The 26896-nt window shown below is 59.2% G+C and carries 24 protein-coding genes, 1 other RNA gene and 1 pseudogene; 14 read left to right on the top strand and 12 right to left on the bottom strand.

Features of this window, described 5'->3' with window-relative positions:
* Window positions 1–150: 150 nt before the first annotated feature.
* From M0746_RS21860 to M0746_RS21845, 4 genes are read left to right on the top strand one after another with little or no spacing between them, the layout of a single operon-like run.
* A complete protein-coding gene (locus tag M0746_RS21860) occupies window positions 151–1557 on the top strand; it encodes a YfjI family protein (protein WP_258450555.1) in 1407 nt (468 codons plus the stop codon).
* Window positions 1544–1933, top strand: a complete 390-nt coding sequence (locus M0746_RS21855) for a hypothetical protein (protein ID WP_258450554.1) — start codon at window positions 1544–1546, stop codon at window positions 1931–1933. Before M0746_RS21860 ends, M0746_RS21855 begins: the two co-directional genes overlap by 14 nt.
* A complete protein-coding gene (locus tag M0746_RS21850) occupies window positions 1917–2897 on the top strand; it encodes an integrase domain-containing protein (RefSeq protein WP_258450553.1) in 981 nt (326 codons plus the stop codon). Before M0746_RS21855 ends, M0746_RS21850 begins: the two co-directional genes overlap by 17 nt.
* A complete protein-coding gene (locus tag M0746_RS21845; protein WP_258450552.1) occupies window positions 2894–3163 on the top strand; it encodes a hypothetical protein in 270 nt (89 codons plus the stop codon). Before M0746_RS21850 ends, M0746_RS21845 begins: the two co-directional genes overlap by 4 nt.
* A 166-nt stretch (window positions 3164–3329) precedes the next feature.
* Here the strand turns inward: M0746_RS21845 and M0746_RS21840 are convergent, their stop codons facing one another.
* From M0746_RS21840 to M0746_RS21800, 9 genes and pseudogenes are all read right to left on the bottom strand, one after another.
* Window positions 3330–4586, bottom strand: coding sequence for an integrase domain-containing protein (locus M0746_RS21840; protein ID WP_258450551.1), 1257 nt, complete (start codon window positions 4584–4586; stop codon window positions 3330–3332).
* A gap of 186 nt (window positions 4587–4772) precedes the next feature.
* Window positions 4773–5161, bottom strand: a transfer-messenger RNA (tmRNA) gene (gene ssrA, locus M0746_RS21835).
* A gap of 95 nt (window positions 5162–5256) precedes the next feature.
* Complete coding sequence (locus tag M0746_RS21830) at window positions 5257–5532, bottom strand: hypothetical protein (RefSeq protein ID WP_208938800.1); 276 nt, start codon at window positions 5530–5532, stop codon at window positions 5257–5259.
* A gap of 205 nt (window positions 5533–5737) precedes the next feature.
* Window positions 5738–6019: a hypothetical protein gene (locus M0746_RS21825; RefSeq protein ID WP_258450550.1), complete on the bottom strand. Its 282-nt coding sequence runs from the start codon at window positions 6017–6019 to the stop codon at window positions 5738–5740.
* A 122-nt stretch (window positions 6020–6141) separates the two neighbouring features.
* Window positions 6142–8943: pseudogene (locus M0746_RS21820) on the bottom strand (FAD-binding and (Fe-S)-binding domain-containing protein); the annotation flags it as partial.
* Window positions 8940–9611: a LutC/YkgG family protein gene (locus M0746_RS21815; protein WP_258450549.1), complete on the bottom strand. Its 672-nt coding sequence runs from the start codon at window positions 9609–9611 to the stop codon at window positions 8940–8942. The gene M0746_RS21815 and the pseudogene M0746_RS21820, both read right to left, overlap by 4 nt.
* Window positions 9611–11065: a LutB/LldF family L-lactate oxidation iron-sulfur protein gene (locus M0746_RS21810; RefSeq protein WP_258450548.1), complete on the bottom strand. Its 1455-nt coding sequence runs from the start codon at window positions 11063–11065 to the stop codon at window positions 9611–9613. Before M0746_RS21810 ends, M0746_RS21815 begins: the two co-directional genes overlap by 1 nt.
* Window positions 11062–11886 (bottom strand): (Fe-S)-binding protein, encoded by an 825-nt coding sequence (locus M0746_RS21805; RefSeq protein WP_258450547.1) that lies wholly within the window; start codon window positions 11884–11886, stop codon window positions 11062–11064. Before M0746_RS21805 ends, M0746_RS21810 begins: the two co-directional genes overlap by 4 nt.
* 149 nt (window positions 11887–12035) lie before the next feature.
* Window positions 12036–13730 (bottom strand): lactate permease LctP family transporter, encoded by a 1695-nt coding sequence (locus tag M0746_RS21800; protein ID WP_258450546.1) that lies wholly within the window; start codon window positions 13728–13730, stop codon window positions 12036–12038.
* Between the two features lie 263 nt (window positions 13731–13993).
* On the opposite strand from M0746_RS21800, the gene M0746_RS21795 reads away from it, so the two are divergent.
* Window positions 13994–14761 carry an FCD domain-containing protein gene (locus M0746_RS21795; protein WP_258450545.1) on the top strand — a complete coding sequence of 256 codons (768 nt, stop codon included), beginning with the start codon at window positions 13994–13996 and terminating at the stop codon, window positions 14759–14761.
* A 56-nt stretch (window positions 14762–14817) separates the two neighbouring features.
* Here the strand turns inward: M0746_RS21795 and smpB are convergent, their stop codons facing one another.
* Window positions 14818–15300 carry an SsrA-binding protein SmpB gene (gene smpB, locus M0746_RS21790; protein ID WP_007953781.1) on the bottom strand — a complete coding sequence of 161 codons (483 nt, stop codon included), beginning with the start codon at window positions 15298–15300 and terminating at the stop codon, window positions 14818–14820.
* A 119-nt stretch (window positions 15301–15419) separates the two neighbouring features.
* Between smpB and M0746_RS21785 the strand changes: the two genes are divergently transcribed.
* The 3 genes from M0746_RS21785 to M0746_RS21775 are packed head-to-tail and all read left to right on the top strand — an operon-like array spanning window position 15420 to window position 17566.
* Entirely contained in the window at window positions 15420–16823 is a 1404-nt protein-coding gene (locus tag M0746_RS21785) for a sodium-dependent transporter (protein WP_258450544.1), read from the top strand.
* 7 nt (window positions 16824–16830) lie between these two features.
* Window positions 16831–17277: a type II toxin-antitoxin system RatA family toxin gene (locus tag M0746_RS21780; RefSeq protein WP_258450543.1), complete on the top strand. Its 447-nt coding sequence runs from the start codon at window positions 16831–16833 to the stop codon at window positions 17275–17277.
* Window positions 17258–17566: an RnfH family protein gene (locus tag M0746_RS21775; RefSeq protein WP_258450542.1), complete on the top strand. Its 309-nt coding sequence runs from the start codon at window positions 17258–17260 to the stop codon at window positions 17564–17566. Before M0746_RS21780 ends, M0746_RS21775 begins: the two co-directional genes overlap by 20 nt.
* A gap of 62 nt (window positions 17567–17628) precedes the next feature.
* Here M0746_RS21775 and M0746_RS21770 read toward each other — a convergent pair whose 3' ends face one another.
* Window positions 17629–18156: an outer membrane protein assembly factor BamE gene (locus tag M0746_RS21770; RefSeq protein WP_258450541.1), complete on the bottom strand. Its 528-nt coding sequence runs from the start codon at window positions 18154–18156 to the stop codon at window positions 17629–17631.
* A gap of 97 nt (window positions 18157–18253) precedes the next feature.
* Here M0746_RS21770 and fur point away from each other — a divergent pair, with 97 nt between their 5' ends.
* Complete coding sequence (fur, locus tag M0746_RS21765; RefSeq protein WP_016771770.1) at window positions 18254–18658, top strand: ferric iron uptake transcriptional regulator; 405 nt, start codon at window positions 18254–18256, stop codon at window positions 18656–18658.
* A 76-nt stretch (window positions 18659–18734) separates the two neighbouring features.
* Here fur and recN read toward each other — a convergent pair whose 3' ends face one another.
* The gene (gene recN / locus M0746_RS21760; RefSeq protein WP_208938789.1) at window positions 18735–20408 is read right to left on the bottom strand and encodes a DNA repair protein RecN; all 1674 of its coding nucleotides are present in this window, start codon (window positions 20406–20408) and stop codon (window positions 18735–18737) included.
* Between the two features lie 240 nt (window positions 20409–20648).
* Between recN and grpE the strand changes: the two genes are divergently transcribed.
* The 5 genes from grpE to carA all read left to right on the top strand — a co-directional run bounded on the left by grpE (window position 20649) and on the right by carA (window position 26866).
* A complete protein-coding gene (gene grpE, locus M0746_RS21755; protein WP_090281700.1) occupies window positions 20649–21215 on the top strand; it encodes a nucleotide exchange factor GrpE in 567 nt (188 codons plus the stop codon).
* Window positions 21216–21317: 102 nt separating this feature from the next.
* Entirely contained in the window at window positions 21318–23234 is a 1917-nt protein-coding gene (gene dnaK / locus M0746_RS21750) for a molecular chaperone DnaK (protein WP_090281701.1), read from the top strand.
* A 297-nt stretch (window positions 23235–23531) separates the two neighbouring features.
* Complete coding sequence (gene dnaJ / locus M0746_RS21745; RefSeq protein ID WP_258450540.1) at window positions 23532–24656, top strand: molecular chaperone DnaJ; 1125 nt, start codon at window positions 23532–23534, stop codon at window positions 24654–24656.
* A 9-nt stretch (window positions 24657–24665) separates the two neighbouring features.
* A complete protein-coding gene (gene dapB / locus M0746_RS21740) occupies window positions 24666–25472 on the top strand; it encodes a 4-hydroxy-tetrahydrodipicolinate reductase (RefSeq protein WP_090281703.1) in 807 nt (268 codons plus the stop codon).
* Window positions 25473–25729: 257 nt separating this feature from the next.
* On the top strand, window positions 25730–26866 hold the full coding sequence (carA, locus tag M0746_RS21735; protein ID WP_258450539.1) for a glutamine-hydrolyzing carbamoyl-phosphate synthase small subunit: 1137 nt from the start codon (window positions 25730–25732) through the stop codon (window positions 26864–26866).
* Window positions 26867–26896: the final 30 nt, after the last annotated feature.

Genomic DNA, 26896 nt, shown 5'->3' with positions numbered 1-26896 from the left:
GGGGTCATGCCCTCGCTCCCGGTCGTAAGGAGCCGTGCGTTCCGCGTCAGTGAACACCTCACAGGCCGCAGGGGCCTTGATCCCTGATAACACTCAACAGCCGTAGCGGGACTAAGTGAGGACAACCAGCAATCACCGAGGAGAGGGCCCATGCAGCAGTTAGATCCGACGCTTGAACTACCACGACCACCTCGACCGTTGATTGAGTCGAATCCAGTGGCCCAGCCTTATCCGGTGCAGGCACTGGGTGGGATTCTTGGGCCTGCGGTTGAGCGCATGGCCGAGGTGATCGGCGTGCCCCAGGCATTGGCTGCGCAATCGGTGTTGGCTGCCTCGGCCCTGGCCACCCAAGGCCATGCGGGGTTACAACTCGACGGAAGAAATTATCCACTGTCGCTGTACCTGATCACCGTGGCCGCGTCCGGCGATCGCAAAACGGCGGCAGATCGATTTGCATTGCTGCCTGCGCGGCAATGGGAGCGTGAGCAGTGGCAGCGCTATCGCGAACAACTTGCCCGGTACCGTGCCGCACAGCGACAGGAGCAGCGTATCAAGCCTGGCGATTCTGAGCCCGCAAACGGAATGTCGCTCGAAGCAGAGCCCTCAGCCCCTAGGCTGATAACCACAGACCCGACTATCGAGGCCCTGATCAAAGGGCTCTGTAATGACATGCCCAGCATGGGGCTGTTCTGTGATGAGGGCGGACAGTTTCTCGGCAGCAGCACCATGAGCCGGGATAACCGTTTGAAAGCGGTCACAACCTTGTCGTCACTTTGGGATGGCAGTCCGATAGATCGCGCGCGCTCCATGGTTGGTGAAAGCCTACGAGCCTATGACCGGCGTTTGAGCCTGCATCTGATGCTTCAACCGTATTTAGCCATGCAGTTACTCAGTGATCCGTTGCTGCAGGGGCAGGGCATCCTCGGTCGCTGCTTGATGACCTGGCCCACCAGCCTGGCTGGGCAGCGCAGTTATCAGTCTGTCGACTTGTCCAAAGACGCTGCCCTAAAGCGCTATCACCACCGCCTTTCTGCCCTGTTTTATCAGCCGTGGTCACTGTCTCCTGATGGTGCTCTGCAGCTATCACCGCTGACCCTCAGTCCGTTGGCTCGTCGTCGCTGGATTGATCTGCATGATGCCATCGAAGCCCAGATGGGTGAGTTTGGCGAGCTGGCCAGCGTACGGCCTAGCGGATCGAAGGCCGCCGACAATCTGCTGCGCGTCGCCGGCATTCTGGCAGTCGTGGAGGAGAGCAGCGTCGTAGAGGTCGACCATATCCAACGGGCCTCCGCTTTAGTCGGCTACTACCTCACCGAGATCCAGCGCCTGACCGAACAGGAACCGGTGTGCCGGGTAAAGGAGGAGGCGGACCGGCTGCTGCGCTGGCTGCAGGCCAAGGATTGGAAGCGCTTTAATATTCGAGAGCTGAATCGCAACGGTCCCCGTTTTGCCCGTAAGAGCAGTCGCCATGCCGCTAAGCTGCTGGTCGAGTTGATTGATCATCAGTGGTTGACCACCGACGGCCACACCTTCGAGGTGCGCCATGTTCAATCTTGATGAAGCACTGCGCAACCATCTAGCTCAGCGCCAAAATGAGCCGAAAGCGCGGTTTGTCGCCGCGAGTGTCGCCACTTTGTCGCCACGCTCAACGCCGGGCAGGACAAGGGTTGTCGCCGCTGTCGCCGCTGTCGCCGCTGTCGCCGCTGTCGCCGCTGTCGCCGCTGTCGCCACCCTCCGTAAAGCTAGCACCTCGACGACAGTCATCATCCAATGGTTGAAAGAGGAGGGCGCGCACCTTTACGTCACCGATAACACGCTGTGTTTTCGCCCGACTGATTGGGCCCAGTTCGCTATCGTGAGTGCCCACTGGCGAGCCCTTTTGCACGATCTCGCGGCAGTCGATCAGGAACAGAAAAATGGCTCGGATCGGTAAGCGAGCGGGACGTAATTTTGGCTTCGGTCGCCAGCTCAGCTATGCCGGACCACAAGCACTGAAAGATCTGTTTGGCGACGGCCATTTTGCTACTGTCAAAGCCCATAGCGATCGCTGGCAGGCATTCGTGAATTGGTGTCGATCCGAGGAAGGGCCGAGGCTCAATGATGCGCGACAGATCGACCGCGAGATCCTCAGGCGGTACGCCGCCTATATGCGGGAGCAAGTTGACCAGGGCAACGTCGGCATCGCCACCGCGCAGAACCGACTGTCAACCGTGAACCGAACGATAGCTGCGCTGCGCGGTGATCAATACGTCAAAATCCCCAGTCCGAGCAAGGCGCTGGGGCTGCAGCGCTCAAGCGTGCGCGGGGAGGCCCCGCAAGGCCAAGATCGTGCTCAGATCGAGTTGATCGCACGCGCACTGTCAGAGCGAGGTCAGCAACGAGTGGCCGCAATTGTGCATCTGGCCCGGGAGACTGGTATGCGTCTGCGTGAGGCGATCTTGGCGGACCTGCCCCGGCTACAACGAGAGGCCGGGCAACTGGGCAAGATCAACATCCAGGACGGCACCAAAGGCGGTCGATCAGGCGCGTCAGCACCGCGCTGGATCGCGGTCACTGATCAAGTCCGTGGCGCCTTGGATAGGGCCTGGGAGGCTTCACCCTGTCGCAGTAGGAACCTATTGGCCCCCAACGAGAGCTACAAAGAGTTTATGCGATCAGTTGTGCGACCGGCACGGGACATCTTGCATGAGCATGGATTGAAAGGCTTTCATGAGCTGCGGGCGGCTTACGCCTGTGAGCGTTATGAGCAACTGACTGGCTTGAATACACCCGTCAATGGCGGCCGTGTTCATCGAGAAGATCGAGAGCTTGATCAGCGTGCACGACAGCAGATCAGCCACGAATTGGGGCATAACCGCATCGATGTGGTGAGTGCCTACATCGGAGGTCGGCGATGACGTCCGAGTTCGACATAGCGTTATTTCTGCGCCCCGTGCTCAAAGGTGCACATGCCACTCGGCAGCGGCACATCAGGCAAGCAGAAAGGATGCACGAGGTGATTCGTCAGCGCTGGGGTTGCGCGACTCCCTGGTCCTGGAGAGAAAAGCACGTGAGATGGTTTCTGGAGCACTACCTGCGATGCTCAGCTCCAGCTACCGTCTACTACTACGACTTAACAGCAAGGTTGATCCGCCGCAGAAAGGCAAAAGTCGTGGTTGCCTGATAGACCTTTAAGCGTGAGCCCCTGAGTAAGGGAATGCGAAGCCTTCCCATACTCAGGGGCTTGGCTGAAGAAGCGCAGGCATACCAGAGATCTAGCGACTGTCGTCACTCCTTTCGGCCTGCTACACGACACGGATCATAGCCGGTGTCGCGTACCTTTTGGATGCTCAGCGAATTGGTACGACATTGCGGCCCCTGGTTTGATTGATGGCAGATGCCGACAGGCTGCCGGTTGCCGCATTCTGGATATGTTCACTCCACCAAGCCATCATCGGACGCCTGCGTTCGATGTAGTCCGTCCTGTTGTAGGCGCTACGAACTTCGTCCTTGTCGACATGCGCCAGCGCGACCTCGATCAGTTCCGGATCCCAGCCATGCTCATTCAGGATGGTGCTCGCCATCGAGCGCAAGCCGTGGCTGACTAAACGGTCCTGAAAGCCCATGCGCTTCAACGCCATGTTGGCGGTCTGGCTATTGGCATGGGTGCGGGGGTTTCTATCTGAGGGGAACACGTATTCTCTGTTACCGCTGAGTTGCTTGAGCGTCTCCAGTAATGAAAGTGCCTGATCGGTAAGAGGGATTGTGTGCTGGCGACGCTTTTTCATGCGCTCTGGCGGAATGGTCCAAATGCGCTTGTCGAAGTCGATATCTGCCCATCGTGTGGTGGCTGCTTCGGCAGGGCGTGTCATCGTGTGCAACTGCCATTCGATCAGGCAGCGGGTCGTGCGTTTGATGCTGGCATTCGCGATTTCCATCATGAGCTCGGGAAGCTCCTCAGGTGGTAGCGCCGCCATGTTCTCTTTCTTGGGTTTCTTGAACACCGCCCGAATTCCATTGAGGGGGTTCGCAAATATCAGCCCGGAGTTGACCCCGTAGGTCATGATCTCGTTGATTCGTTGGCTCAATCGTTTCACGGTTTCGAGGCTCCCTTTGGCCTCGATTGGGCGAAGGATCTTGATAACCATCGGAGCAGTGATTTGAGAGAGCGGCGTTGTTTTCATGCTTGGGAAAACATGCAGCGTCAGCGATCTCCAAATGTCTTCGGCGTAGGCTTTGGTAACGGAGTCTTTCTTCAGCTCGAACCAGGCCGTGGCCACCTTCTCGAAAGTGTGTTCAGTCTCAGCAAGTTTGGCTTGCCTTACCTCATCACGCTGGGTTTTGGGATCAGTGCCCAAAGCGAGCAACTCTCGCGCCTCTGCGGCTTTCTTCCGGGCGTTGGCTAGCGAGAGGTCGGGGTATGGACCAAGCGCCATGTTGATACGGCTTCTGGTCAACGGCTCGCGGTAATTGAAATTCCACATCATCGAGCCGCTGGCGCGTACTCGAAGCTGCAAGCCATCGCCGTCGCTGAGGACGAAGTCTTTACCAGTTGCCTTGACCGCCTTGAGCTGGCGATCGGAGAGGCGGGTTGCGTTAGTAGGCATGGGGGCTACCTCCAGCACCGTTTTGGTATCCTGAAAATAGCATTTGGCAGTCCGGGATACCACCTGGGATACCAAACCGGCTGGAACTCAGAAACTCTCCAAAGCTTCCATAAGCGTTGAAGCCCCTGTATTTACTGGATTTCAGGCACAAAAAAAGACGTCCGTGGACGTCTTTAGATGATGAAGTGGTGGAGCCGGGGGGATTTGAACCCCCGTCCGCCAGTACTCCGCTGTCGGTACTACATGCGTAGCCGTGTCTATTAAGTTAACCCTCAGCGACCCGACGGGCAGGGTGCTTTGGGCGAGTTGTGTAAGTTTTAGCCGCTTCGTCCACAACGTACTGCACGGCGATTCTGTTCTATATGACAATCATTTCGGGTTTACAGACATCCCCTGATGATTGCTGGACCCGAAGGTACCAGGAGCATTGTCAGCTGCAATTAAGCAGCGAGAGCAACACCGTATTGGTCGTCATTGGCAACTATAAGTAGTTGCAACAGTGGATTTACGACTTCTGTTACCAAGTCGGCATGCACCTAGAGTTTCGCAACCGGCGTCGAATCCTAAACGGCCCCGAACTCATTGCCCGGTGAATCTGTTCGGGCAACAAGCGTGCACAGTGTACGTCAAAACCCGAGTGAGGCCAACCCGAAGGTTGGCCTCGAAAGCATCAGTTACGCGTCGGGTTACGGATCTGCATCTTGCTGATGATGCCGTTGGTAACCTCAATGCATTCCTTGTCGTTGCCGGACGCCTGGGCCGCAGTGGCTTTTTCCTGTGCGTCCTTGATGTTATTCATGGAGCTTTCAGGAAGGGACGGCTGGCTAGTGACGAAATCTTTGATGCTTTGAAGATTCCCGGCACAAAGGTCTTTGTCCGCCGCGAACACCGGCGAGGCCAGAAGTGCACCAGTGATAAACAATCCAGCAATTGCAGAATGCTTCATGGGTATCTCCTTGAACGATGGGGGCTCGGTGCTGCCGGACGGTCTGGCGGCGATGCCGAGGTCAAGACAAGCCAGGTCAGTATAGGACCTGTTGGGTTGACCGCTTCGCTGCGCAGGAATTCGGTTTTATTTGCAACGAATGTTAAAAGGCCAGCTCAACCGAGCAGTGCCGATTCAGCCGACCCGCCATAGGTCGGCTCAGGAATCATTTTTTTGTGTCACCCGTAGCATTTTGAATCTCCAGCAACGTTTGCTGGGTTTCAGCGAGACAGTCATCAATCTTGCCTTGCGCCTTCAATGCACGGGCCTTGCTGACGCTGGCCGAAACGCGCGAGTTCAGATCGGGGGAGGTCTGATATTGCGCCTTGGCGTTATCGATTCTCTGCAGATTGGCATCGCACAAATCGGCAGGTTTTTCAGCGGCGAACGAAGCCGACGCCATCATTGAGGCAGTGACAAACAGACCCAACATCACAGAGCGGTTCATGTGTATCTCCTTGAACTGAGGGTTCAGACTTCGCTGACCGTTGAACAGGCCCCGAATGGTCCGGGGCATGTGCAGTGGACTACCGCCTCGCTCAAGGGTTCTGATTTTTTTCCTCGGCAGGCTTTCGCCTGTGTCACCCGATCCACCAGATAAACCAACCCGTGATAGTCAATCCCGCCATGTTGCGTCAGGCCGATTTCGCACGTGCGGCTGGTGGAAATACCTTCGCTGCAATACTGCACCGCGTCCTTGAGCGTGCGCAGCGAATGGCTGTTGAGCTCTGGCGTGGTGAAGCCTTTGTCGCCGGCAAATCCGCAGCAATGAATGCCTTCGGGGATCACCACGTTTTTGCTGCACTTGCGCGCCAGATCGATCAGCGCCTGGCTTTCGCCCAGATGCTGCGTGCTGCAGGTCACGTGCACGGCAATCGGTGCGTCCTGCGGAGTGAAGTCCAGGCGATCGGCCAGATGAGTACGGATGAAACGCACCGGATCGTACAGATCCAGTCGCGATTCGCCGACATCCTGCACCAGCCGTAACGTACACGGGCTGGTGTCGCAATAGATCGGGTCGAGCCCGCCGCGGCTGGCGTGCAGCAATGCGCTGATCAGCTCCTGGCGCTTATGTTCGGCCTGTTCGGCGTAGCCCTTGGAGGCGAACGGCTGACCGCAGCAGAGGTTGTCGAGGTTGTCCGGGAACATCACCTGGTAACCGGCCTTTTCTAGCAGGCCGCGGGTTTTGTCGTAGAGCGACATTTGCTCTTTGTCGCCCGCCGCCGGGCCCATGACCCGTGATACACACGCGGCCAGATACACCACGCGCGGGCGCTCGTCTGCGACGTTCGGGCTGAAGCGAATGGCTTTTTCTGGCTGCGGCATTGCGTTGGTCCACAGCGGCACCTGGCCTTTGGACAAGCGGGTCAGGGTTGCCGACAGCTTTGCCAGACGCGGTGCACCGAGCAGCATCCGCGCGCCGTTGGCGACATGCAGGGTGAAGCGCGCGCCTTGCAGGGTCTTGGCGAAATTTCCTTCGATCCAGTCGGCGGTTTTCTGGTGGGTTGCGTGTCGGCCGCGGAGCTTTTTTACCAGCTCGCCGGTATTGATGCCGACCGGACAGCGTTGCGCGCACAGACCGGTCGCCGCGCAGGTTTCGATGCCTTGGTACTCGTAGGCTTCTTCCAGTTCACGGGTGTCGATGCCAGCGCGTTTTTTCGCCTGAATATCGCGCCAGATGACGATGCGCTGGCGCGGGCTCAGGGTCAGGCCTTTCGATGGGCAGACCGGTTCGCAGAAACCGCATTCGATGCACTTATCCACAATCTCATCGGCGGCGGGCAGTGGTTTCAGGTGTTTGAGGTGGATTTGCGGGTCTTCGCTGAGAACCACGTCCGGGTTGAGAATGCCGTTGGGGTCGAGCAGGCGCTTGAGCTGCCACATCAACTGATAGGCGTCGCTGCCCCATTCCAGTTCGACGAACGGCGCCATGTTGCGCCCGGTGCCGTGTTCGGCTTTCAGCGAGCCGCCGAATTCCACCGCCACCAATTGCGCGACGTCGTCCATGAACGCTTGATAGCGTGCGACTTCTTCCGGGTTGTTGAAGCCTTGGGTGAAGACGAAGTGCAGATTGCCTTCCAGCGCGTGTCCGAAAAGGATCGCTTCGTCGTAGGCATGTTTGTCGAACAGCTCGATCAGGCGATTGACGCCGATGGCCAGTTGTTCGACCGGAAAGGTCACGTCTTCGATGATCACCGTGGTGCCGGTTTTACGCACGGCGCCGACAGCGGGGAAGGTGTCCTTGCGGATCGCCCACAGCTTGGCGTTTTCCACAGGGTCTTCGGTGAAATCGACCTGCTTCTCCACCGGAAAACCGCTGAGCGACGCCATGATCTGCGCCAGTTGTTCCTGCAGCAACGTGGAAGATGCGGCGCGGGATTCGATGAGCAAGGCGCAGGCATTGTTCGACAGCTGCTGTACGAAAGTGGGCATCCCGGGTTTGTCTTGCACCGAGCGCAGACTGCGCCGGTCGAGCAGTTCGACGGCGGACACCGGTTGGCTTTTCAGCACGGTGACTGCGTTGCAGCAGGTTTCCACATCGGGGAAGACGATCAGCGCCGAGGCTTTGTTCGGGTGGTCGATCACCGTGTCGTAGGTCACCGCGCTGATAAAGCCGAGCGTGCCTTCGGAGCCGACCAGCAAATGGCTCAAGATATCCACAGGCTCGTCGAAATCCACCAGGGCGTTGAGCGACAGGCCGGTGGTATTTTTCAGACGATATTTGTGGCGAATTCTCGCAGCCAGTTCGGCATTGGCGCGGGTCTCGCGGCCCAATGTCGCCAAACGCTCGAGCAACTCGCCGTGGCTTGAGCGGAACGCTGCGACGCTGGCTGCGTCTTCGGTGTCGAGGCGCGTGCCGTCGGCCAGCACCAGACGAATCCCGGCCAGGGTGTGATAGGTGTTTTGCGCGGTGCCGCAGCACATGCCGCTGGCGTTGTTGGCGACGATGCCGCCGATTTTACAGGCGTTGATCGACGCCGGGTCCGGGCCGATCTTGCGTCCGAACGGCGCCAGCCAGGCGTTGGCCTGCGCGCCGATGACGCCCGGTTGCAGACGAATCTGCGTGCCTTGGCCACGGATCTCGCGGGCGTTCCAGTTATCCCCAAGCACGATCAACACCGAATCGCTGATCGCTTGACCGGACAGACTGGTACCCGCGGCGCGGAACGTCACCGGCACGTGATCGCGCTGGGCCAGTTTCAGCAATGCCACGACTTCGTCTTCGGATTCGACGCGGATCACCAGTTGCGGGATCAAGCGATAGAAACTGGCGTCGGTGCCGAACGCCAGGGTCGACAGCGGATCGTCGAAACGGCGCTCGGCCGGGATCAATTGATGCGCATCGCGCAGGAACGTCGCGGGTAGACTCATTGGTCCTCCAGAATCAGCACGGCCAGATCTTTCGGGCCATGCGCGCCATACGCCAGGACCTGCTCAATATCGGCGGTTTTCGAAGGCCCGGAGACCAGCAGCGCGTTGGTCGGCATGCCTTGCACCCATTCGAATTCCGCTTGCACCTGGTAGAAGTTATCGCGAATTTCGCTGGCCTTGAGCAGGGCGAAATGCACCGGCGGCACCAGGCTCATCAAGCGTGGCTCTTCGCGAGTTGGCCAGATAATCAGGCTGCCGGTCGCGGCGATGGCGCCGAGGGTGCCGGTAAGGCTGGCCGGGGTGTCGTTGAACAGCTCGGCTTTCCATTCTTCCACCGGCCGGTCGTAGGATTTCAGCGCGGGCAGCCCGGGATTGTTCGCCCAGTGTTGTGTGATGCGTTGCCCGTGCGGTGTCGTCGGTGCGATCAGCAGACTCGACAACTGGCGATCGCGCAGCAATTGCGCGAGCAGCGCCGGCCATGCTTCGGCCGAGGTCAGATGGATTTCGGTGTGTACCGCTTCCATCAATTTGCGCAATTGCGGGATGCGCTGTTCGGCGCTGTAGGTGTAAGGCTGCGTCACCAGATCGACGTCGAAGTTGTCGGCGATTGGCGTGGTGCCCGCCAGACTTTTCCTCAGTTTGCCGAGGATATTGTGTTTGGCGCTCATCAACGATCTCCCTGTTTGGCCAGATGCTCGCGGGCCATGTCGTGCAATGAGCGAGCGGCGGGTTTCGGTGCGCTGTGGTTTTGCGTCCACGGGCCGACATTTTTCGGCGTGAGCGCGCGCAGCCGGGTGGCGAAGAAACCGAACAGGCGATACAGCGTCGGCGAGCTGTTGAGTTTCGCCCAGGCGTTCCAGATGAAGCGCTCCTTGCGCGAATACTTGCTGCCCTGGCCGCGCATCACTTGATGCGGCGAGTCCGGCGCTTTGACGTTCTCTTCGCGCAAGCGGCGCAGAATGGCCGGGATCGGAATTTTCACCGGACACACTTCACCGCAGGCGCCGCACAGCGAGGACGCGCTCGGGTGGTCCGGGACTTTCGCCAGGCCGACCATGTGCGGGGTGATGATTTTGCCGATCGGCCCAGGGTAGACCTCGCCATAGGTGTGGCCGCCGACGCGGGTGTACACCGGGCAATGGTTCATGCAGGCGCCGCAGCGGATGCAGTTGAGGGTCTGGCGCAATTCACTGTCGGCGAAGGCCTGGCTGCGGCCGTTGTCGAGCAGCACCAGATGCACTTCCTGCGGGCCGTCGAGTTCGTGTTCCTTGCGCGGGCCGGAGATCATGTTGACGTAGGTGGTGATCGGAATACCCAGCGCCGAGCGGGTCAGCAGGGACAGCAACGGCACCACGTCGCGCAGGTTTTCCACGACTTTTTCGATGCCGGTGACGGCGATGTGCACCGGCGGCACGCTGGTGGTCATGCGCCCGTTGCCTTCGTTTTCCACCAGCAGCAGGGTGCCGGTCTCGGCCACGGCGAAGTTGACGCCGGAAACGCCAATGTCCGCTTCGAAGAATTTCTGCCGCAAGACTTTGCGACCGATCTGAATGAGTTGGTCAACGTCCTTGGTGTACTCCACGCCAAGTTTGTCGTGGAACAAGGACGCGACCTGACCGGCATTCTTGTGGATCGCCGGCATAATGATGTGTGAAGGCTTCTCGTGGTCGAGCTGGACGATGTATTCCCCCATGTCGGACTCCAGACATTCAATGTCCCGAGCCTCGAGGAAATGGTTCATCTCCATCTCTTCGCTGACCATCGATTTGCCCTTGATCACTTGCCGCGCCTCGTGAGCGCGGATGATCGAGAGGACGATGCCATTGGCTTCGTCCACCGTTTCCGCCCAGTGCACTGTCACACCGTTGCGGGTCAGGTTCTGTTCCAGTTGCTCGAGCAGGTCGGGCAATTTGGACAATGCGCGGGCCTTGATCGAATTGCCCAGTGCGCGCAAATGTTCTCGTTCATGGGCATCACTGAAAGCGGCGGCGCGCTTGGTCATCAGTGAGTCCATGGCAGTGCGGAAGTTGTTCCTTAACTGCTGGTCACCCAAGGCGTTGTGCGCCCGTGTGCGGAAATCTTCTTCTACGGCGACCGTAGGAATAATCGTCGAGGTGCTCATTGCGCACCTCCGGTTCGTTGCCACAGGAAGCTCGCCAGGTGTTGCCCGCGCAGTGCTTCCCGTTGTTTCTCCAGTGCGCCGTTGATGTTCATCAGGCAGCCACAGTCGGCACTGAGTACCTGGTGCGCGCCGGATTCCTTCAGCGCGCGGGTCTTGTCAGCCACCATCGCCCCGGAAATGTCTGGCATACGGACGCTGAATGTTCCGCCGAAGCCACAGCATTCGCTTTCGTGGTCGTGGTTGACCCGCTCCACATTGCTCAACTGCGCCAACAACTCGCGGCCGTGCAGGTGGGTGTTCATTTCGCGGCGTGCCGAACACGAGGTGTGCAGCGCGACTTTCACCGGTTCGCCGCTGTCCTTGAGCTGCACCTTGCAGACGAACAGCAGGAACTCGGCCAGTTCATAAGTGCGGGCCGCGAGGGCCTGAACCTGTTTCAGCGTTTCCGGCTCGTCCTTGAACAAGTCGGCGTAATGCTCGCGCAGCATGCCGGCGCAGGAACCTGACGGCACCACCACCGGATAATCGCCGGCAAACAGCGCCAGTTGCGAGCGCGCCACGGTCCGCGCCTGCTCGGTGTAGCCCGAGGTGTAGGCCGGTTGCCCGCAGCAACTCTGCCCTTGCGGATACTCGACCCGAATGCCTTCGCGCTCCAGCAGATGGATCGCGTCCATCCCGGCTTCGGGGTAGAACAGGTCAACCACACACGTGCCGAACAGGTAGACCCGCGACGGTTTTTCGCGGGGGTATTGCCGAGGTTCGGGCAGTGGCGGCGCCACGCGGGTCGCGTTTGGCACAGCGTTGTAAAAAAGCTCGCTCATCAGGCGTGTCTCCGGGTGGTCCCGGTTATCCGTCTGCGGCGGCTGCTGAATATAAAGTGCATTGCTTTCAGCAGCCTTACAGACCCGGTGGTGAATGGCTGACGCCGGATCACGGGCCGGCGTCGGTTATTGCTGTGTTGCTTGTAGGCTTAATGCACCAGCATGCCGGTGAACCAGTAGGCCTGAGCCAAGGTGATCAAACCGACGATCGTTGCAAAGAATAGGCTGTGCTTGAGGGTGAAGCGGAACAGATCCGATTCCTTGCCCACCAGCCCGGTCGCGGCGCAGGCCACGGCGATCGATTGCGGCGAGATCATTTTGCCGGTCACGCCGCCGCTGGTATTGGCGGCTACCAGCAGGGTGTCGTTGACGCCGATCTGGTGCGCGGTGGTCGCTTGCAGCGAACTGAACAGCGCGTTGGATGAGGTATCGGAACCGGTGAGGAACACGCCGAGCCAGCCGAGGAACGGCGAAAAGAACGGGAATGCGGCGCCAGTGCCGGCCAGTACCAGGGCCATCGTCGATGACATGCCTGAGTAGTTGGTGACGAAGGCGAACGCCAGCACCATGCCGATCGACAGAATCGGCCAGCGCAGTTCGTAAAAGGTTTCTTTCAAAGTGGTCAGACCAGTTTTGAAGTTGATCTTCAGGACCAGCATCGAAATCAGCGCAGAGAAGAAAATCGCCGTGCCGGTGGCGGAAATCGGGTCGAGTTTGAACACCGCTGGAATGGCGGTCGGGTTGGCCACGATCGGCGCAGTCTTGATCACCAGTTGATCAAGGTGCGGAATCGCGAAGTTGAACACCCAGCTGTACATCGAGCCGCCTGCGGCGAACATCGCTTTGAAAGGCTTCAGCGTCCAGATCGTCACCAACACAGTAAGAATCAGAAACGGCGACCACGCCTTGATGATTTCCCCGAGGCTGTAAGGCGAAGCCACGGTGGTGCGCTTCTGGCCGAAACCGCCGACGCTGGCGCTGACCACCGAAGCGGAAACAGCACCGGCGATGTGCTGCCCGGCGGCGCGTTTTGGCTGCCAGATTTTCAGGAACAGCGTCAGGGAAATCAGGCTGGCCAAGGCCGAGGTGATGTCCGGCAGTTCCGGGCCGATGAAGTTCGACGTGAAGTACTGCGTGATGGCGAAGCTCAAGCCTGCGACCAGCGCGGCCGGCCAGGTTTCGCGCACGCCGCGCAGGCCGTCCATCATGAACACCAGCCAGAACGGCACGAACAGCGACAGCAGCGGCAGTTGGCGACCGGTCATGGCGCCGATCTTGAAGGCGTCGATACCGGTGACTTGACCGGCGACGATGATCGGAATCCCCAGGGCGCCGAAGGCTACCGGTGCCGTGTTGGCAATCAGGCACAGGCCGGCGGCGTACAACGGATTGAAACCCAGGCCCACTAACAGCGCAGCGGTGATCGCCACGGGAGCGCCGAAACCGGCGGCGCCTTCGAGGAATGCACCGAAGCAGAAGCCGATCAGCAGCACTTGCAGGCGCTGATCGTCAGTGATCGACAGCACCGAGCTGCGGATGACTTCGAACTGGCCACTCTTGACCGTCAATTTGTAGAGGAACACCGCCGCGACAATGATCCAGGCAATCGGCCAGAGACCATAGGCGAAGCCATACCCGGCCGCGGCGAACGCCATGTCGACCGGCATCTGGAAGGCAAAGATCGCCACGGCAATCGACAGTGCCAGCGTGATGCTGCCCGCGACATGGCCCTTGAGGCGAAACACCGCCAGGGCGAGAAAGAAGAACACGATGGGAATGACGGCCGCGAGTGCGGAGACGCCGAGACTGCCGAGCGGGCTGTAGAGCTGTTGCCAGGTTTGCATAGTGGGGTGGCCCCTAATTGTTGTTGGTCAGGCACTGTCAGCGTTCTTGGTTAATTGGTAAGACCAATTTACAATCGCTGTTGGCTAGGGTAAAAGCCTTGATATCGGTGTGTCAATTTGTCGCCCTAAAACTTTTGTCGAACATGCGGTGCAGATTGCATCTGCTGCGCTTTCGGCAAGTGGCGTCTGCCAGGTGCCTGTAGAGCGCCGATAGGCCAGAATAGACAGCCCGGCGAGCGGTCGGGATCGTGGAGAAATGAGTTATGGGGTTTGATCAGATACGTTCGCGCCGTTTGTCTGACGACATTGTCGAGCGGCTCGAGGGGATGATTCTCGAGGGCACGCTGAAGTCCGGCGAACGGCTGCCGGCGGAACGCACGCTGGCCGAGCAATTTGGCGTATCACGTCCGTCGCTGCGCGAAGCGATCCAGAAACTCGCCGCCAAGGGCTTGCTGGTCAGTCGTCAGGGCGGCGGCAACTATGTGGTCGAAAGCCTGGGGTCGACGTTCAGCGATCCGCTGTTGCAGCTGCTCGAAAGCAACCCCGAGGCGCAGCGGGATCTGCTGGAATTTCGGCACACTCTGGAAGCATCGTGCGCATATTACGCCGCATTGCGCGCCACCGATGTGGATCGCGAGCGCCTGACCGCCTCGTTCGAAGAACTGCAGGACTGCTATTCGCGCCACGACGAAGTGAGTCGGGCGGAGGAGGGGGCCGCCGATGCGAAATTTCATCTGGCGATTGCCGAGGCCAGCCATAACGCGGTGTTGCTGCACACCATTCGCGGGCTGTTCGATCTGCTCAAGCGCAACGTCGTGACCAACATCGGCGGCATGTACAAGCAGCGTACTGAGACTCGCGACATGCTGATCACTCAGCATCGAGAATTGTATCTGGCGATTATCGAGGGGCGCGCGGAGCAGGCGCGAGAAGTGTCCAGCCGCCACATTCTGTATGTGCAGGAAGTGCTGGAAGAGGTCCGGCAGGAGGTTCAGCGGATGGCGCGGGCGGAGCGGCGCAAGGGGATGTAGTTAGTGCTGCAAACGATCGTTCCCACGCAGGGCGTGGGAGCGATCAGGGTGGAAAATTAATCTTCCTTGCCCTTGTTGCGCACCGCGCGCTGCAATTCGCGACCGGCATCGCGTTCGCGCTCGGTGTCACGCTTGTCGTATTCCTTCTTGCCCTTGCCCAGAGCGATCTCGCACTTGACCATGTGCTTGCTCCAGTACCAGGACAGGCAGACGCAGGCGTAACCCTTTTGCTGCACGGCGGCGGCGAGCTTGTCCAGCTCGCGGCGGTTGAGCAGCAGTTTGCGCGTGCGCACCGGGTCAGCGATGACGTGGGTACTTGCGGTCATCAGCGGCGTGATGTGGCTGCCGAGCAACCACGCTTCGCCATCCTTGAGCAGCACGTAGCTGTCGACCAGCTGTAGCTTGCTCGCCCGCAGACTTTTTACTTCCCAGCCGGCCAGGACCAGACCAGCCTCGAACTTGTGCTCGATGAAGTAATCGTGTCGCGCCTTTTTATTTTGCGCGATGGTCCCTGTTGGGTGTTTCTTCTGTTTAGCCATAGGGGCGGCATTATATGGAGTTGTTCGGCTGTCGGCTACGGTGATGCTGCGTGCTTGAGCAGGTTGAGTGAATCCCGGACAATGCGGCCTCTTTTTCTAACGCTTGGGCGTGATAAACGATGTCGACAGACAAGGTTTCTGTCCACGGCAGTTGGGCTAGCCGCTGGGTATTCATACTCGCCGCGACCGGTTCGGCCGTGGGACTGGGTAGTATCTGGAAGTTCCCCTACATGGTCGGGGTCTACGGCGGCGGCGCCTTTGTGCTGATGTTTCTGGCCTGCATCGCACTGATCGGCGTTCCGGTGATGCTCGCCGAAACCCTGATCGGCCGGCGCGCCCGGCAAAGTCCGGCAAATGCTTTAAAGGTGCTGGCACTGGAAGCCGGGCACTCGCCCAAGTGGTCGTGGGGCGCCTTCGCCGGGATGATCACGGCGTTGCTGATCCTGTCTTTTTATAGTGTGGTCGGCGGCTGGTCGCTGGATTACATCGTCGACATGGGCCGCGGCGATTTCCAGGGCGCGACACCTGATCAGGTCGGCGCATATTTCGGCAATGTCATCGCCGATCCATGGCGCCTGACACTTTGGCACACGATTTTCATGCTGCTGTCGGCGTTCGTTATTGCCAGAGGCGTGGTTGCCGGGCTGGAACGCAGCTTGCGCATCATGATGCCGCTGTTGTTCGTGATGATTCTGGTGTTGCTGGGTTACAGCATGACCACTGGGCATTTCATGGAAGGCGTGCATTTCATGTTCGACTTCCATCCAGAAAAAGTCCTTGATGGCTTGCTGCCGGCGATGGGGCACGCGTTCTTCTCGCTGAGCGTCGGCGTCGGCTCGATCATGATCTACGGCGCCTACATGCCGAAAAACACCTCGTTGTCCCGTACGGTAGTGGGTGTCGCCTTACTCGATACGTTCGTGTCACTGGTCGCTGGTCTGGCGTTGTTTCCGATTGTGTTTGCGGCCGGCCTGAACCCGAGTGAGGGGCCGGGGCTGATGTTTGTCAGCCTGCCATTCGCTTTTGGTAACGTGGTTTTCGGCCAATTGATGGGCGTGGTATTTTTTGTGCTGGTCGCGGTGGCGGCGTGGAGTTCGGCGATTTCGCTGCTTGAGCCGATGGTCGCCTACCTGGTCGAGCGCACGAAAATCAGTCGCGCCTGGGTCACGTTCTGGCTGGCCTTTACCTGCTGGTTCGTCGGATTGGGCACGGTGTTTTCCTTCAATATCTGGAAGGAAGCCAAGTTTTTCGTGAACGAAGGCGGAATGTTCAGCCTCTACCAATGGGGCGCGAAGAGCGGGCTGGATTTCTTCGGCGTGATCGATTTCTTCACCTCGCGGATCATGTTGCCCGTCGGTGGCTTGTGTTTCGTGTTGTTCGCCGGATGGGTGATGGGGCGTGAGGCGGTGCGCGACGAGTTGTCGATCCGCAACCCGGCACTGTTTGCCCTGTCCCTGTTCTTGATGCGCTACGTGGCGCCTATCGGCATTCTTGTAGTATTTGCCGCTCAGCTCTGGAAGTAACGCTTACATGACGACACATATTCAACGATCCGCGCTGCTGCCTTACCCGGCGCAGTTTCTCTACGACCTGGTCAATGACGTGGCGCGGTATCCGGAATTCCTGCCGTGGTGTTCGGCTGCCGAGGTGCTGGAAAGCTCGCCGGACCACATGCGCGCCAGTGTCGGCGTGGCCAAGGGCGGCCTCAGCCAGCATTTCGTGACGCGCAATACCTTGGTGCCAGGGCAGTCGATCGAGATGAACCTGGAAGAAGGGCCTTTCAATCAGCTGCACGGCGTCTGGGTGTTCAAAGCGTTGAACGAAAAAGCCTGCAAGATCAGCCTCGACCTTTCGTTCGATTATGCCGGGCCGCTGGTGCGTGCCACGTTGGGGCCGCTGTTCAATCAGGCGGCCAATCAGCTGGTGGACGCGTTCTGCCAGCGCGCCAAACAGATGCATGGTCAGCCCGGTGCTTGAGATTGAAGTGGTGTATGCCGCAGTCGATCGCCAGGTGCTGCGTTCGGTCAATGTGCCGGAGGGCATGACGGTTCGTGCGGCGGTTCAAGCGTCGGGAATCGCTGCTGACTTTCCTGAGCTCAAGCTGGATGAGTGCCCGTTGGGTATCTTCGGTAAAGCGGTCGCGGACACGCGTGTGATTCAGGCGGGCGATCGCATTGAGATCTACCGGCCGTTGCTTGCCGATCCCAAGGAAGTGCGACGTTTGCGGGCAGCTAAAGCGGCAGAGGCCAAGGCCCGAAATCTTTGAGGCGAACAAAACGCAGGCAATAAAAAACCCGGCATGTCCGGGTTTTTTATTGCCTCGCAAAATTATTGCGGCGAGGTGTCCAGCGGTTCTGGCGTTGGCACCGGAACGGTTTCTACGCCATCGACGTCTTTCTGGATCTGGTCCAGCAAGGAGCCTGGCTTGGCTGGTTTTTCAGCTTCTGGCTTCTCGACGTTTTCAGCAGGCGCGGTGACGGTGGTGCCACTGTCCTTGCCGAGAATGGCTTCGTCACGGCTCACACCCGGCATGAAGTCACCGGACAAGCTGACAAGCTGGTCGTTTGAGTTGAAAATAACGCTGACGCGTTCCTGTTGGCGTTCACCGCCACCCGGTTGCAGGCTGTACAGATAATCCCAGCGATCGGCATGGAACGTGTCGGCAAGCAGAGGGTTGCCCATGATAAACCGTACTTGCGGCCGGGTCATTCCCGGGCGTAACTGGTCTATCATGTCCTGCGTGACGACATTGCCCTGCTGGATGTCGATTTTGTAAACCCCGGGGAATGAACAACCGGCGAGTGCGAGCAGTCCCACAAAGGTGAAACTGGTTAGCAAGAGCTTGGTGTTTTGCATCGGTGGGCGACTTCCACTATCTTGGCTGGGACAACGTAAACGCCGATCATACCCGCATTAAGAGAAGCTGCGAAGCAGCATCGCGAGAAAGCTGACCATGGTTGAAAATAGCGAACTACGCAAAGCCGGCCTCAAAGTGACCCTGCCACGGGTCAAGATCCTGCAAATGCTCGACTCCACCGAGCAGCGCCACATGAGTGCCGAGGACGTCTACAAGGCGTTGATGGAAGCTGGCGAGGACGTCGGTCTGGCCACGGTTTACCGTGTTCTGACCCAGTTCGAAGCGGCCGGCCTCGTGGTCCGCCACAACTTCGACGGCGGCCACGCGGTCTTCGAACTGGCTGACGGTGGCCACCACGACCATATGGTCAACGTGGAATCGGGTGAAGTCATCGAGTTCTTCGACGAAGAAATCGAAAAACTTCAGAAATCGATCGTCGAGAAGCATGGCTTCGAGATGGTTGATCACAACCTGGTGCTGTACGTACGCAAGAAAAAGTAAGCATGTCGCGCGAATTTCACGTTCGCGAAACGAACGAAGGCGACCCAAGGGTCGCCTTCGTGCTTTCTGCTACCGGTCAGGCCTTGGCCGTCACCACCATTTTTTTCGCATGGGCCAGGGATTCCTTGGTCAGATCGATGCCGCCGAGCATGCGTGCGACTTCTTCGATACGTTCGTTCTTGCTCAGCTTCGCCACCGCGGTGTGAGTGGCCTTTTCATCGCGCACCTTGTGCACGAACAGATGCTGATGACCCTGTGCGGCCACCTGCGGCAAGTGCGTCACGGTCAGCACCTGGCCGCGCTCGCCGAGACGCCGCAACAATTGGCCGACAATCTCTGCCGTTGGCCCGCCAATACCGACGTCTACTTCGTCGAACACCAGCGTCGGCACGCGGGACGTCTGTGCCGTGATCACCTGAATCGCCAGGCTGATCCGTGAAAGCTCGCCACCAGAGGCGACTTTCGCCAAGGCTTTCAACGGTTGGCCCGGGTTGGCGCTGACCAGCAATTCAACCTGCTCCAGCCCGTTGGGTTGCAGTTCGTCGCCACTGTTGGCTTTCAATTCGATGGTGAATCGACCGCCGGGCATGCCCAGGCGCTGGATTTCCTGTTCCACCGCGCTGGCGAGACTGCCGGCGGCCTGATGGCGCAGATCGCTCAGCTCGCGCGCCTTCTCCTGATAATGACGGGCATAGGAGGCCAGCTCTTCACCCAGGCGCTCGATGGATTCGTCATTGGCGTTGAGCGTTTCGATTTCATCCAGCAGTTTCTGCTGCATTTCTCCGACTTCAGTCGGCTGGATGCGGTGCTTGCGCGCCAATGTGTAGATGGCGTCGAGACGTTCTTCCAGATATTGCAGGCGCGCCGGATCGGCATCGAAATTGTCGAGAAAGCGGTTGAGCTCGCCGACGGCTTCTTCGACCTGGATCTGTGCACTGGTCAGCAGGCTGCTGGCTTCGCCCAGCGCGCCGGCGGAATGATTGACGCTCGACAGGCGGTTGAGGCTGGCGGTCAGCGCGTTCAGCACATTACCCGAATCGCTTTCGCTGCACTGTTCGACCACCTGGCGGCAGATGCCCAGCAAGGTTTCGGCGTTGGTCAGGTTCTTGTGTTCCTGTTCCAGTTGCTCCAGTTCGTTCTCGCCGAGGCCGAGGTTTTCCAGCTCTTCGAGTTGATAGCTGAGCAACTGATGCCGGGCGCGTTGTTCATCGCCGGAATTGGACAGACGCTCCAGCTCCTGACGAGTCTGGCGCCAGCGCTGGGCGGCAAGCTGCACCTGGCGGGCGAGATCGGTGGCGCCAGCGTACTCATCCAGCAAGCGCCGGTGGGTATCGGTTTTCAGCAGCGACTGGTGTTCATGCTGGCTGTGGATATCGATCAGCAATTCGCCTAGCGACTTGAGATCACCCAGCGGGCAGGGCGTGCCGTTGATATAGCCTCGCGAGCGACCTTCGCAGGTGATGACCCGACGCAGTATGCATGGGCCGTCGATGTCCAGATCGCGCTCGGCCAGCCAGGCGCTGGCTTCCGGGATGTCGGCCAGATCGAACGTCGCCAGGATATCGGCCTTGTCGGCGCCCGGGCGAACCACGCCGCTGTCGGCGCGATCGCCTAGGGTCAGGCCCAGCGCGTCGAGCATGATCGACTTGCCGGCGCCGGTTTCCCCTGTGATCACGCTCATCCCGCGATCGAGTTCAAGATCGAGATGTTCAACGATGGCGTAGTTATGTACGGACAGGTGCACCAGCATAAAGGCCGCTCCCAGGCTTGAGGTCTGGTTATTTATACAGTGTTTTGTTCGGGGCTGACAATGCCCCTGCTTAGCTCGATTCGCTTGGTCAAAAAACTTTCTTAGCGCATTCGAGAATGACTGATCAGCACTTTTTTGTAGGGGCAATCGAATCCAGCCCTTGAAGCCTGATTTTGCGGCCCCATATATCGGGGCAGAAGCGCGAGTCAGGCTCGCGGACGTAATTGAAAGGAGAATTCTATGGCTGACGAATCGACAGTTGATCCGCAAAACCCAGAAGCCAATCAGGCGCCCGAAGGTTCGGGTGACGACCTGGCGACCCGTGTACAAGTGCTCGAAGAGCAATTGGCCGCCGCGCAGGATCAGTCTCTGCGTGTAGCTGCCGATCTGCAGAACGTCCGTCGCCGTGCCGAACAGGACGTCGAGAAGGCGCACAAGTTTGCCCTGGAAAAATTTGCCGGCGACCTGCTGCCTATCGTTGACAGTCTGGAGCGCGGCCTCGAGCTGTCGAGCCCGGACGACGAAAGCATCCGCCCGATGCGCGAAGGCATCGAGCTGACGCTGAAAATGTTTCACGACACCCTCAAGCGTTATCAGCTGGAAGCGATCGACCCGCATGGCGAACCGTTCAACGCCGTTCAGCATCAGGCCATGGCCATGCAGGAAAGCGCTGACGTCGAGCCGAACAGCGTGCTGAAGGTGTTCCAGAAAGGCTACCAGCTCAACGGTCGCCTGTTGCGCCCGGCCATGGTTGTGGTCAGCAAGGCGCCTGCGCCAGTTTCGCCTTCTATTGACGAGCAGGCTTGAAATTAGCCGCAAGGCCCCCATTTAGAAGTCAAGCGTTTAAGTATTACCGCAGTCAGCCACCACTGTTGCGGCAAAAAAATCCAAAGTTTCGGGAGAGTGAACATGGGCAAAATTATCGGTATCGACCTGGGGACTACCAACTCCTGCGTCTCCGTGCTGGAAAACGGCAAGGCCAAAGTTATTGAAAATGCTGAAGGCGCGCGCACCACGCCGTCCATCATCGCTTACGCCAACGATGGCGAAATTCTGGTAGGTCAGTCGGCCAAGCGTCAGGCAGTGACCAACCCGCACAACACTCTGTACGCGGTAAAGCGTCTGATCGGTCGTCGTTTCGACGAAGAAGTTGTGCAGAAAGACATCCAGATGGTCCCGTACAAGATCGTCAAGGCTGACAACAATGACGCCTGGGTTGAAGTGAACGGCCAGAAAATGGCGCCGCCACAAATCTCGGCTGAAATTCTGAAAAAGATGAAGAAGACTGCCGAAGACTACCTCGGCGAAGCAGTGACCGAAGCGGTGATCACCGTTCCGGCGTACTTCAACGACAGTCAGCGTCAGGCGACCAAAGACGCCGGCCGCATCGCCGGTCTGGACGTAAAACGTATCATCAACGAACCAACCGCAGCTGCTCTGGCTTACGGTATGGACAAGGCCAAGGGCGATCACACCGTGATCGTTTATGACCTGGGTGGCGGTACTTTCGACGTATCCGTGATCGAGATCGCTGAAGTTGATGGCGAGCACCAGTTCGAAGTGTTGGCCACCAACGGTGACACGTTCCTGGGCGGTGAAGACTTCGACATTCGTCTGATCGACTACCTCGTCGACGAATTCAAGAAAGAAAGCGGCATGAACCTCAAGGGTGACCCGCTGGCCATGCAGCGCCTGAAAGAAGCCGCTGAGAAAGCCAAGATCGAGCTGTCGTCCGCTCAGTCGACCGACGTCAACCTGCCGTACATCACTGCAGATGCCACCGGTCCTAAGCACCTGAACGTGAAGATTTCGCGTGCCAAGCTCGAAGCACTGGTTGAAGACCTGGTTCAGCGCACCATCGAACCTTGCCGTATCGCCATGAAAGACGCCGGTATCGACGTTGGCGCGATCAACGACGTGATTCTGGTCGGTGGTCAGACCCGTATGCCGCTGGTGCAGAAGCTGGTAACCGATTTCTTCGGTAAAGAAGCTCGCAAAGACGTCAACCCGGACGAAGCTGTTGCCATGGGTGCTGCAATCCAGGGTGCCGTTCTGGCCGGTGATGTGAAAGACGTTCTGCTGCTCGACGTCAGCCCGCTGACCCTGGGTATCGAAACCATGGGTGGCGTGATGACCGCGCTGATCGAGAAAAACACCACGATTCCTACCAAGAAATCGCAAGTGTTCTCGACTGCCGATGACAACCAGGGCGCTGTGACCATTCACGTTCTGCAGGGTGAGCGCAAGCAAGCCGCACAGAACAAGTCGCTGGGCAAGTTCGACCTGGCCGACATTCCGCCTGCTCCACGTGGCGTGCCGCAGATCGAAGTGACCTTCGACATCGATGCCAACGGCATCCTGCACGTAGGTGCGAAAGACAAGGCCACCGGCAAGACTCAGTCGATCGTGATCAAGGCCAACTCCGGTCTGTCCGATGAAGAAATCGAGCGCATGGTGCGTGACGCCGAGGCGAATGCCGAGGAAGACCGCAAGTTCGAAGAACTGGCCGCTGCCCGTAACCAGGGCGACGCACTGGTTCACTCGACTCGCAAGATGGTCGCTGACGCCGGTGACAAGGTGACTGCCGAAGAGAAGACTGCAATCGAAGCTGCCGTAGTTGCCCTCGAAGCCGCTGTTAAAGGCGACGACAAGGCTGCCATCGAAGCCAAGGTTGAAGAGCTGTCGAAAGTCTCCGCCCCGGTTGCGCAGAAGATGTACGCCGAACAGGCTCAGCCAGCTGATGGCGCAGCCCCGCAAGGCGAGTCGGCCGAGAAGGCTGATGATGTTGTGGATGCAGAGTTCGAAGAAGTAAAAGACCAAAAGTAAGTTGTTGGTCGTCCGGTTGACTGCCTTGCGGCGGTGACTGGTAGGATGTCGCCGCGCGGGAGCTTGCCTCCCGCGTTGGCGTATCTGGAATACGCGAATTTTTACAGCATGCGACAACGCTCGGATGCTGTCGGTATGGCTGAAGATGCTCCTGCTTTTCATGCTGCAAATACCGAATGAATCAAGACCAGGATCGTTGAATTGACGTGAGTTGGGTCCGGGCCTTCATGGGGGCTCAACGAGTTTGGCGAGGCTCAGGAGGGGTTTGCCGAACGTCCTTAAGAGTGCAAAGAACTTATGGCAAAGCGTGACTATTACGAAGTATTGGGTGTCGAGCGAAGCACGAGCGAAGCGGACCTGAAGAAGGCCTATCGCCGCCTGGCAATGAAGCACCACCCTGACCGTAATCCGGGCGACAAGGCTTCGGAAGAGGCGTTCAAAGAAGCCAACGAGGCTTATGAAGTGTTGTCCGACGCCAGCAAGCGCGCGGCCTACGACCAGTACGGTCATGCCGGCGTCGACCCAAGCATGGGTGGCGGCGGTGCCGGTTTCGGCGGGCAGAACTTCTCCGATATTTTCGGCGATGTCTTCAGCGACTTTTTCGGCGGCGGTCGCGGCGGTTCCCGTGGCGGCGCTCAGCGTGGCAGCGACTTGCGCTACACCCTGGAGCTGAATCTGGAAGAAGCGGTGCGCGGTACCTCGGTGAATATCCGAGTGCCGACACTGGTCAACTGCAAACCGTGCGATGGCTCGGGGGCGAAGAAAGGCTCGTCGCCGTCGACCTGCCCGACCTGCGGTGGTATCGGTCAGGTACGCATGCAGCAAGGCTTCTTCTCGGTCCAGCAGACCTGCCCGCGCTGCCATGGCCAGGGCAAGATCATTTCCGACCCGTGCGATTCGTGCCACGGTGACGGTCGCGTTGAAGAGTACAAAACCCTGTCGGTCAAAGTGCCGGCCGGCGTCGACACCGGCGACCGCATTCGGCTGTCCGGCGAAGGCGAGGCGGGGACGCAGGGTGGTCCGACGGGCGATCTGTACGTGGTCATCAATGTCCGCGAACACGACATCTTCCAGCGTGACGGCAAGCACCTGTTCTGCGAAGTGCCGATCAGCTTCGTCGACGCAGCGCTGGGCGGCGAGCTGGAGATTCCGACCCTCGACGGTCGGGTCAAACTGAAAATCCCTGAAGGCACCCAGACCGGCAAGCAGTTCCGCGTGCGTGGCAAAGGTGTGGCGCCGGTGCGTGGCGGTGGTGCAGGCGACCTGATGTGCCGCGTTGCGGTCGAGACGCCGGTCAACCTGAATCGTCGTCAGCGTGAACTGCTGGAAGAATTCCGCAGCTCGCTGGCCGACGACAACAGCCATTCGCCGAAAACCACCGGTTGGTTCGACGGTGTGAAGCGCTTTTTCGGCGATCTGTAAGGAGTCGGCATGCGACGTATAGCTGTGATGGGCGCTGCTGGGCGCATGGGCAAGATTCTGGTCGAAGCCGTGCAGCAGCGCGCGCCGCTGACTGGTCTGACGGCCGCGGTGGTGCGTCCCGGCAGTACGCTGATCGGTGTCGACGCCGGTGAGCTGGCTTCGCTGGGGCGTATCGGTGTGCCGTTGTCCGGGCATATCGAGGCCGTGGCGGAAGAGTTCGATGTACTGATCGATTTCACGCTGCCGGAAGTGATGCTGAAAAATCTGGCGTTCTGCCGCAAGGCTGGCAAAGCCATGGTCATCGGCACCACCGGGCTGGATGCAGCGCAGAAGCAGTTGCTGGTCGAGGCGGGCAAGGACATTCCGATCGTCTTCGCGGCCAACTTCAGCGTCGGCGTCAATCTGTCGCTGAAGCTGCTCGACATGGCGGCGCGTGTCCTGGGCGATGAAGCGGACATCGAAATCATCGAAGCGCATCACCGGCACAAGATCGATGCGCCGTCGGGCACCGCACTGCGCATGGGCGAAGTCATCGCCAGCGCGCTGGATCGTGATCTGCAGAAAGTTGCGGTCTACGGTCGCGAAGGTCACACCGGCGCCCGTGAGCGTGAAACCATCGGTTTCGCCACTGTGCGCGGTGGTGATGTGGTGGGTGATCACACCGTGCTGTTCGCCTGCGAGGGCGAGCGCCTGGAAATCACGCACAAGGCGTCGAGCCGTATGACCTTCGCCAAGGGTGCGGTGCGTGCGGCGCTGTGGCTGGATGGTCGTGAGCCGGGTCTTTACGACATGCAGGACGTGCTCGAGCTGCGTTGATGCAGTGCTGAACCCGGTGCAAACGCCCTGTTTGCACCGGTTTTTCTCCGCTTGGCGACGACCTGTCGCATTCTCCGGCCTTTAGGGCTCTTTAGCGGTGGACCAAAAAAGCCTTTTTCTGTAAGCTACAGCTTTAGTGTGTCCACTAAAAGCGCGCAGAATAATTCAGTGAAGAAGCGGGGTGACGTGTCCATACGTCACTCCGCTTTTTTACAACCTGCGATCGCCCTTTCATGCGTTATTTACGGAGGGTCTTCTTGACTAAGCCAGCCATACTTGCCCTTGCTGATGGCAGCATTTTTCGCGGCGAAGCCATTGGAGCCGACGGTCAGACCGTTGGTGAGGTGGTGTTCAACACCGCAATGACCGGCTATCAGGAAATCCTTACCGATCCTTCCTACGCCCAACAGATCGTTACCCTGACTTACCCGCACATCGGCAACACCGGCACCACGCCGGAAGACGCCGAGTCCGACCGCGTATGGTCCGCTGGCCTGGTCATCCGTGACCTGCCGCTGGTAGCGAGCAACTGGCGTAACACGATGTCGCTGTCCGATTACCTGAAAGCCAACAGCGTCGTGGCGATCGCCGGTATCGACACCCGTCGTCTGACCCGCATCCTGCGTGAAAAGGGCGCGCAGAACGGCTGCATCATGGCCGGTGACAACATCTCCGAAGAAGCCGCCATCGCCGCTGCGCAAGGCTTCCCGGGCCTGAAAGGCATGGATCTGGCGAAAGTCGTCAGCACCAAGACCCAATACGAATGGCGCTCGACGGTCTGGGATTTGAAAACCGACAGCCACGCGACCATCGACGCTTCCGAGCTGCCGTATCACGTGGTGGCCTTCGACTACGGCGTCAAGGTCAACATCCTGCGCATGCTGGTCGAGCGCGGCTGCCGCGTCACCGTGGTGCCTGCCCAGACCCCGGCTGCCGATGTCCTGGCGCTGAAGCCGGACGGCGTGTTTCTGTCCAACGGCCCGGGTGACCCGGAGCCATGCGACTACGCGATCCAGGCGATCAAGGACGTGCTGGAAACTGAAATTCCGGTCTTCGGCATCTGCCTCGGTCACCAGCTGCTGGCTCTGGCCTCCGGCGCCAAGACCGTGAAAATGGGCCACGGCCACCACGGTGCCAACCACCCGGTGCAGGATCTGGACACCGGCGTTGTGATGATCACCAGCCAGAACCACGGTTTTGCGGTCGACGAAGCCACCCTGCCGGGCAACGTTCGCGCGATCCACAAATCGCTGTTCGACGGCACCCTGCAAGGCATCGAGCGCACCGACAAGAGCGCGTTCAGCTTCCAGGGCCACCCTGAAGCGAGCCCGGGCCCGAACGACGTCGCGCCACTGTTCGACCGCTTCATCAACGAGATGGCCAAGCGACGCTAAGCGTTCGCCTTGAGACTGTAGAGAGAAGCC

It is taken from the genome of Pseudomonas sp. S11P7 (assembly GCF_023195435.1).
In the GTDB taxonomy this organism is placed as follows: domain Bacteria; phylum Pseudomonadota; class Gammaproteobacteria; order Pseudomonadales; family Pseudomonadaceae; genus Aquipseudomonas; species Aquipseudomonas fluorescens_G.
Note: the sequence above shows the minus strand (reverse complement) of the source record. Positions and strands in the feature narration are given on the sequence as shown.

Excerpts from the sequence above, each read along its gene's own strand:
- M0746_RS21860 (WP_258450555.1), top strand. The coding sequence starts at position 151 with ATGCAGCAGTTAGATCCGACGCTTGAACTACCACGACCACCTCGACCG.
- M0746_RS21855 (WP_258450554.1), top strand. The coding sequence starts at position 1,544 with ATGTTCAATCTTGATGAAGCACTGCGCAACCATCTAGCTCAGCGCCAA.
- M0746_RS21850 (WP_258450553.1), top strand. The coding sequence starts at position 1,917 with ATGGCTCGGATCGGTAAGCGAGCGGGACGTAATTTTGGCTTCGGTCGC.
- M0746_RS21845 (WP_258450552.1), top strand. The coding sequence starts at position 2,894 with ATGACGTCCGAGTTCGACATAGCGTTATTTCTGCGCCCCGTGCTCAAA.
- M0746_RS21840 (WP_258450551.1), bottom strand. The coding sequence starts at position 4,586 with ATGCCTACTAACGCAACCCGCCTCTCCGATCGCCAGCTCAAGGCGGTC.
- M0746_RS21830 (WP_208938800.1), bottom strand. The coding sequence starts at position 5,532 with ATGAAGCATTCTGCAATTGCTGGATTGTTTATCACTGGTGCACTTCTG.
- M0746_RS21825 (WP_258450550.1), bottom strand. The coding sequence starts at position 6,019 with ATGAACCGCTCTGTGATGTTGGGTCTGTTTGTCACTGCCTCAATGATG.
- M0746_RS21815 (WP_258450549.1), bottom strand. The coding sequence starts at position 9,611 with ATGAGCGCCAAACACAATATCCTCGGCAAACTGAGGAAAAGTCTGGCG.
- M0746_RS21810 (WP_258450548.1), bottom strand. The coding sequence starts at position 11,065 with ATGAGCACCTCGACGATTATTCCTACGGTCGCCGTAGAAGAAGATTTC.
- M0746_RS21805 (WP_258450547.1), bottom strand. The coding sequence starts at position 11,886 with ATGAGCGAGCTTTTTTACAACGCTGTGCCAAACGCGACCCGCGTGGCG.
- M0746_RS21800 (WP_258450546.1), bottom strand. The coding sequence starts at position 13,730 with ATGCAAACCTGGCAACAGCTCTACAGCCCGCTCGGCAGTCTCGGCGTC.
- M0746_RS21795 (WP_258450545.1), top strand. The coding sequence starts at position 13,994 with ATGGGGTTTGATCAGATACGTTCGCGCCGTTTGTCTGACGACATTGTC.
- smpB (WP_007953781.1), bottom strand. The coding sequence starts at position 15,300 with ATGGCTAAACAGAAGAAACACCCAACAGGGACCATCGCGCAAAATAAA.
- M0746_RS21785 (WP_258450544.1), top strand. The coding sequence starts at position 15,420 with ATGTCGACAGACAAGGTTTCTGTCCACGGCAGTTGGGCTAGCCGCTGG.
- M0746_RS21780 (WP_258450543.1), top strand. The coding sequence starts at position 16,831 with ATGACGACACATATTCAACGATCCGCGCTGCTGCCTTACCCGGCGCAG.
- M0746_RS21775 (WP_258450542.1), top strand. The coding sequence starts at position 17,258 with ATGGTCAGCCCGGTGCTTGAGATTGAAGTGGTGTATGCCGCAGTCGAT.
- M0746_RS21770 (WP_258450541.1), bottom strand. The coding sequence starts at position 18,156 with ATGCAAAACACCAAGCTCTTGCTAACCAGTTTCACCTTTGTGGGACTG.
- fur (WP_016771770.1), top strand. The coding sequence starts at position 18,254 with ATGGTTGAAAATAGCGAACTACGCAAAGCCGGCCTCAAAGTGACCCTG.
- recN (WP_208938789.1), bottom strand. The coding sequence starts at position 20,408 with ATGCTGGTGCACCTGTCCGTACATAACTACGCCATCGTTGAACATCTC.
- grpE (WP_090281700.1), top strand. The coding sequence starts at position 20,649 with ATGGCTGACGAATCGACAGTTGATCCGCAAAACCCAGAAGCCAATCAG.
- dnaK (WP_090281701.1), top strand. The coding sequence starts at position 21,318 with ATGGGCAAAATTATCGGTATCGACCTGGGGACTACCAACTCCTGCGTC.
- dnaJ (WP_258450540.1), top strand. The coding sequence starts at position 23,532 with ATGGCAAAGCGTGACTATTACGAAGTATTGGGTGTCGAGCGAAGCACG.
- dapB (WP_090281703.1), top strand. The coding sequence starts at position 24,666 with ATGCGACGTATAGCTGTGATGGGCGCTGCTGGGCGCATGGGCAAGATT.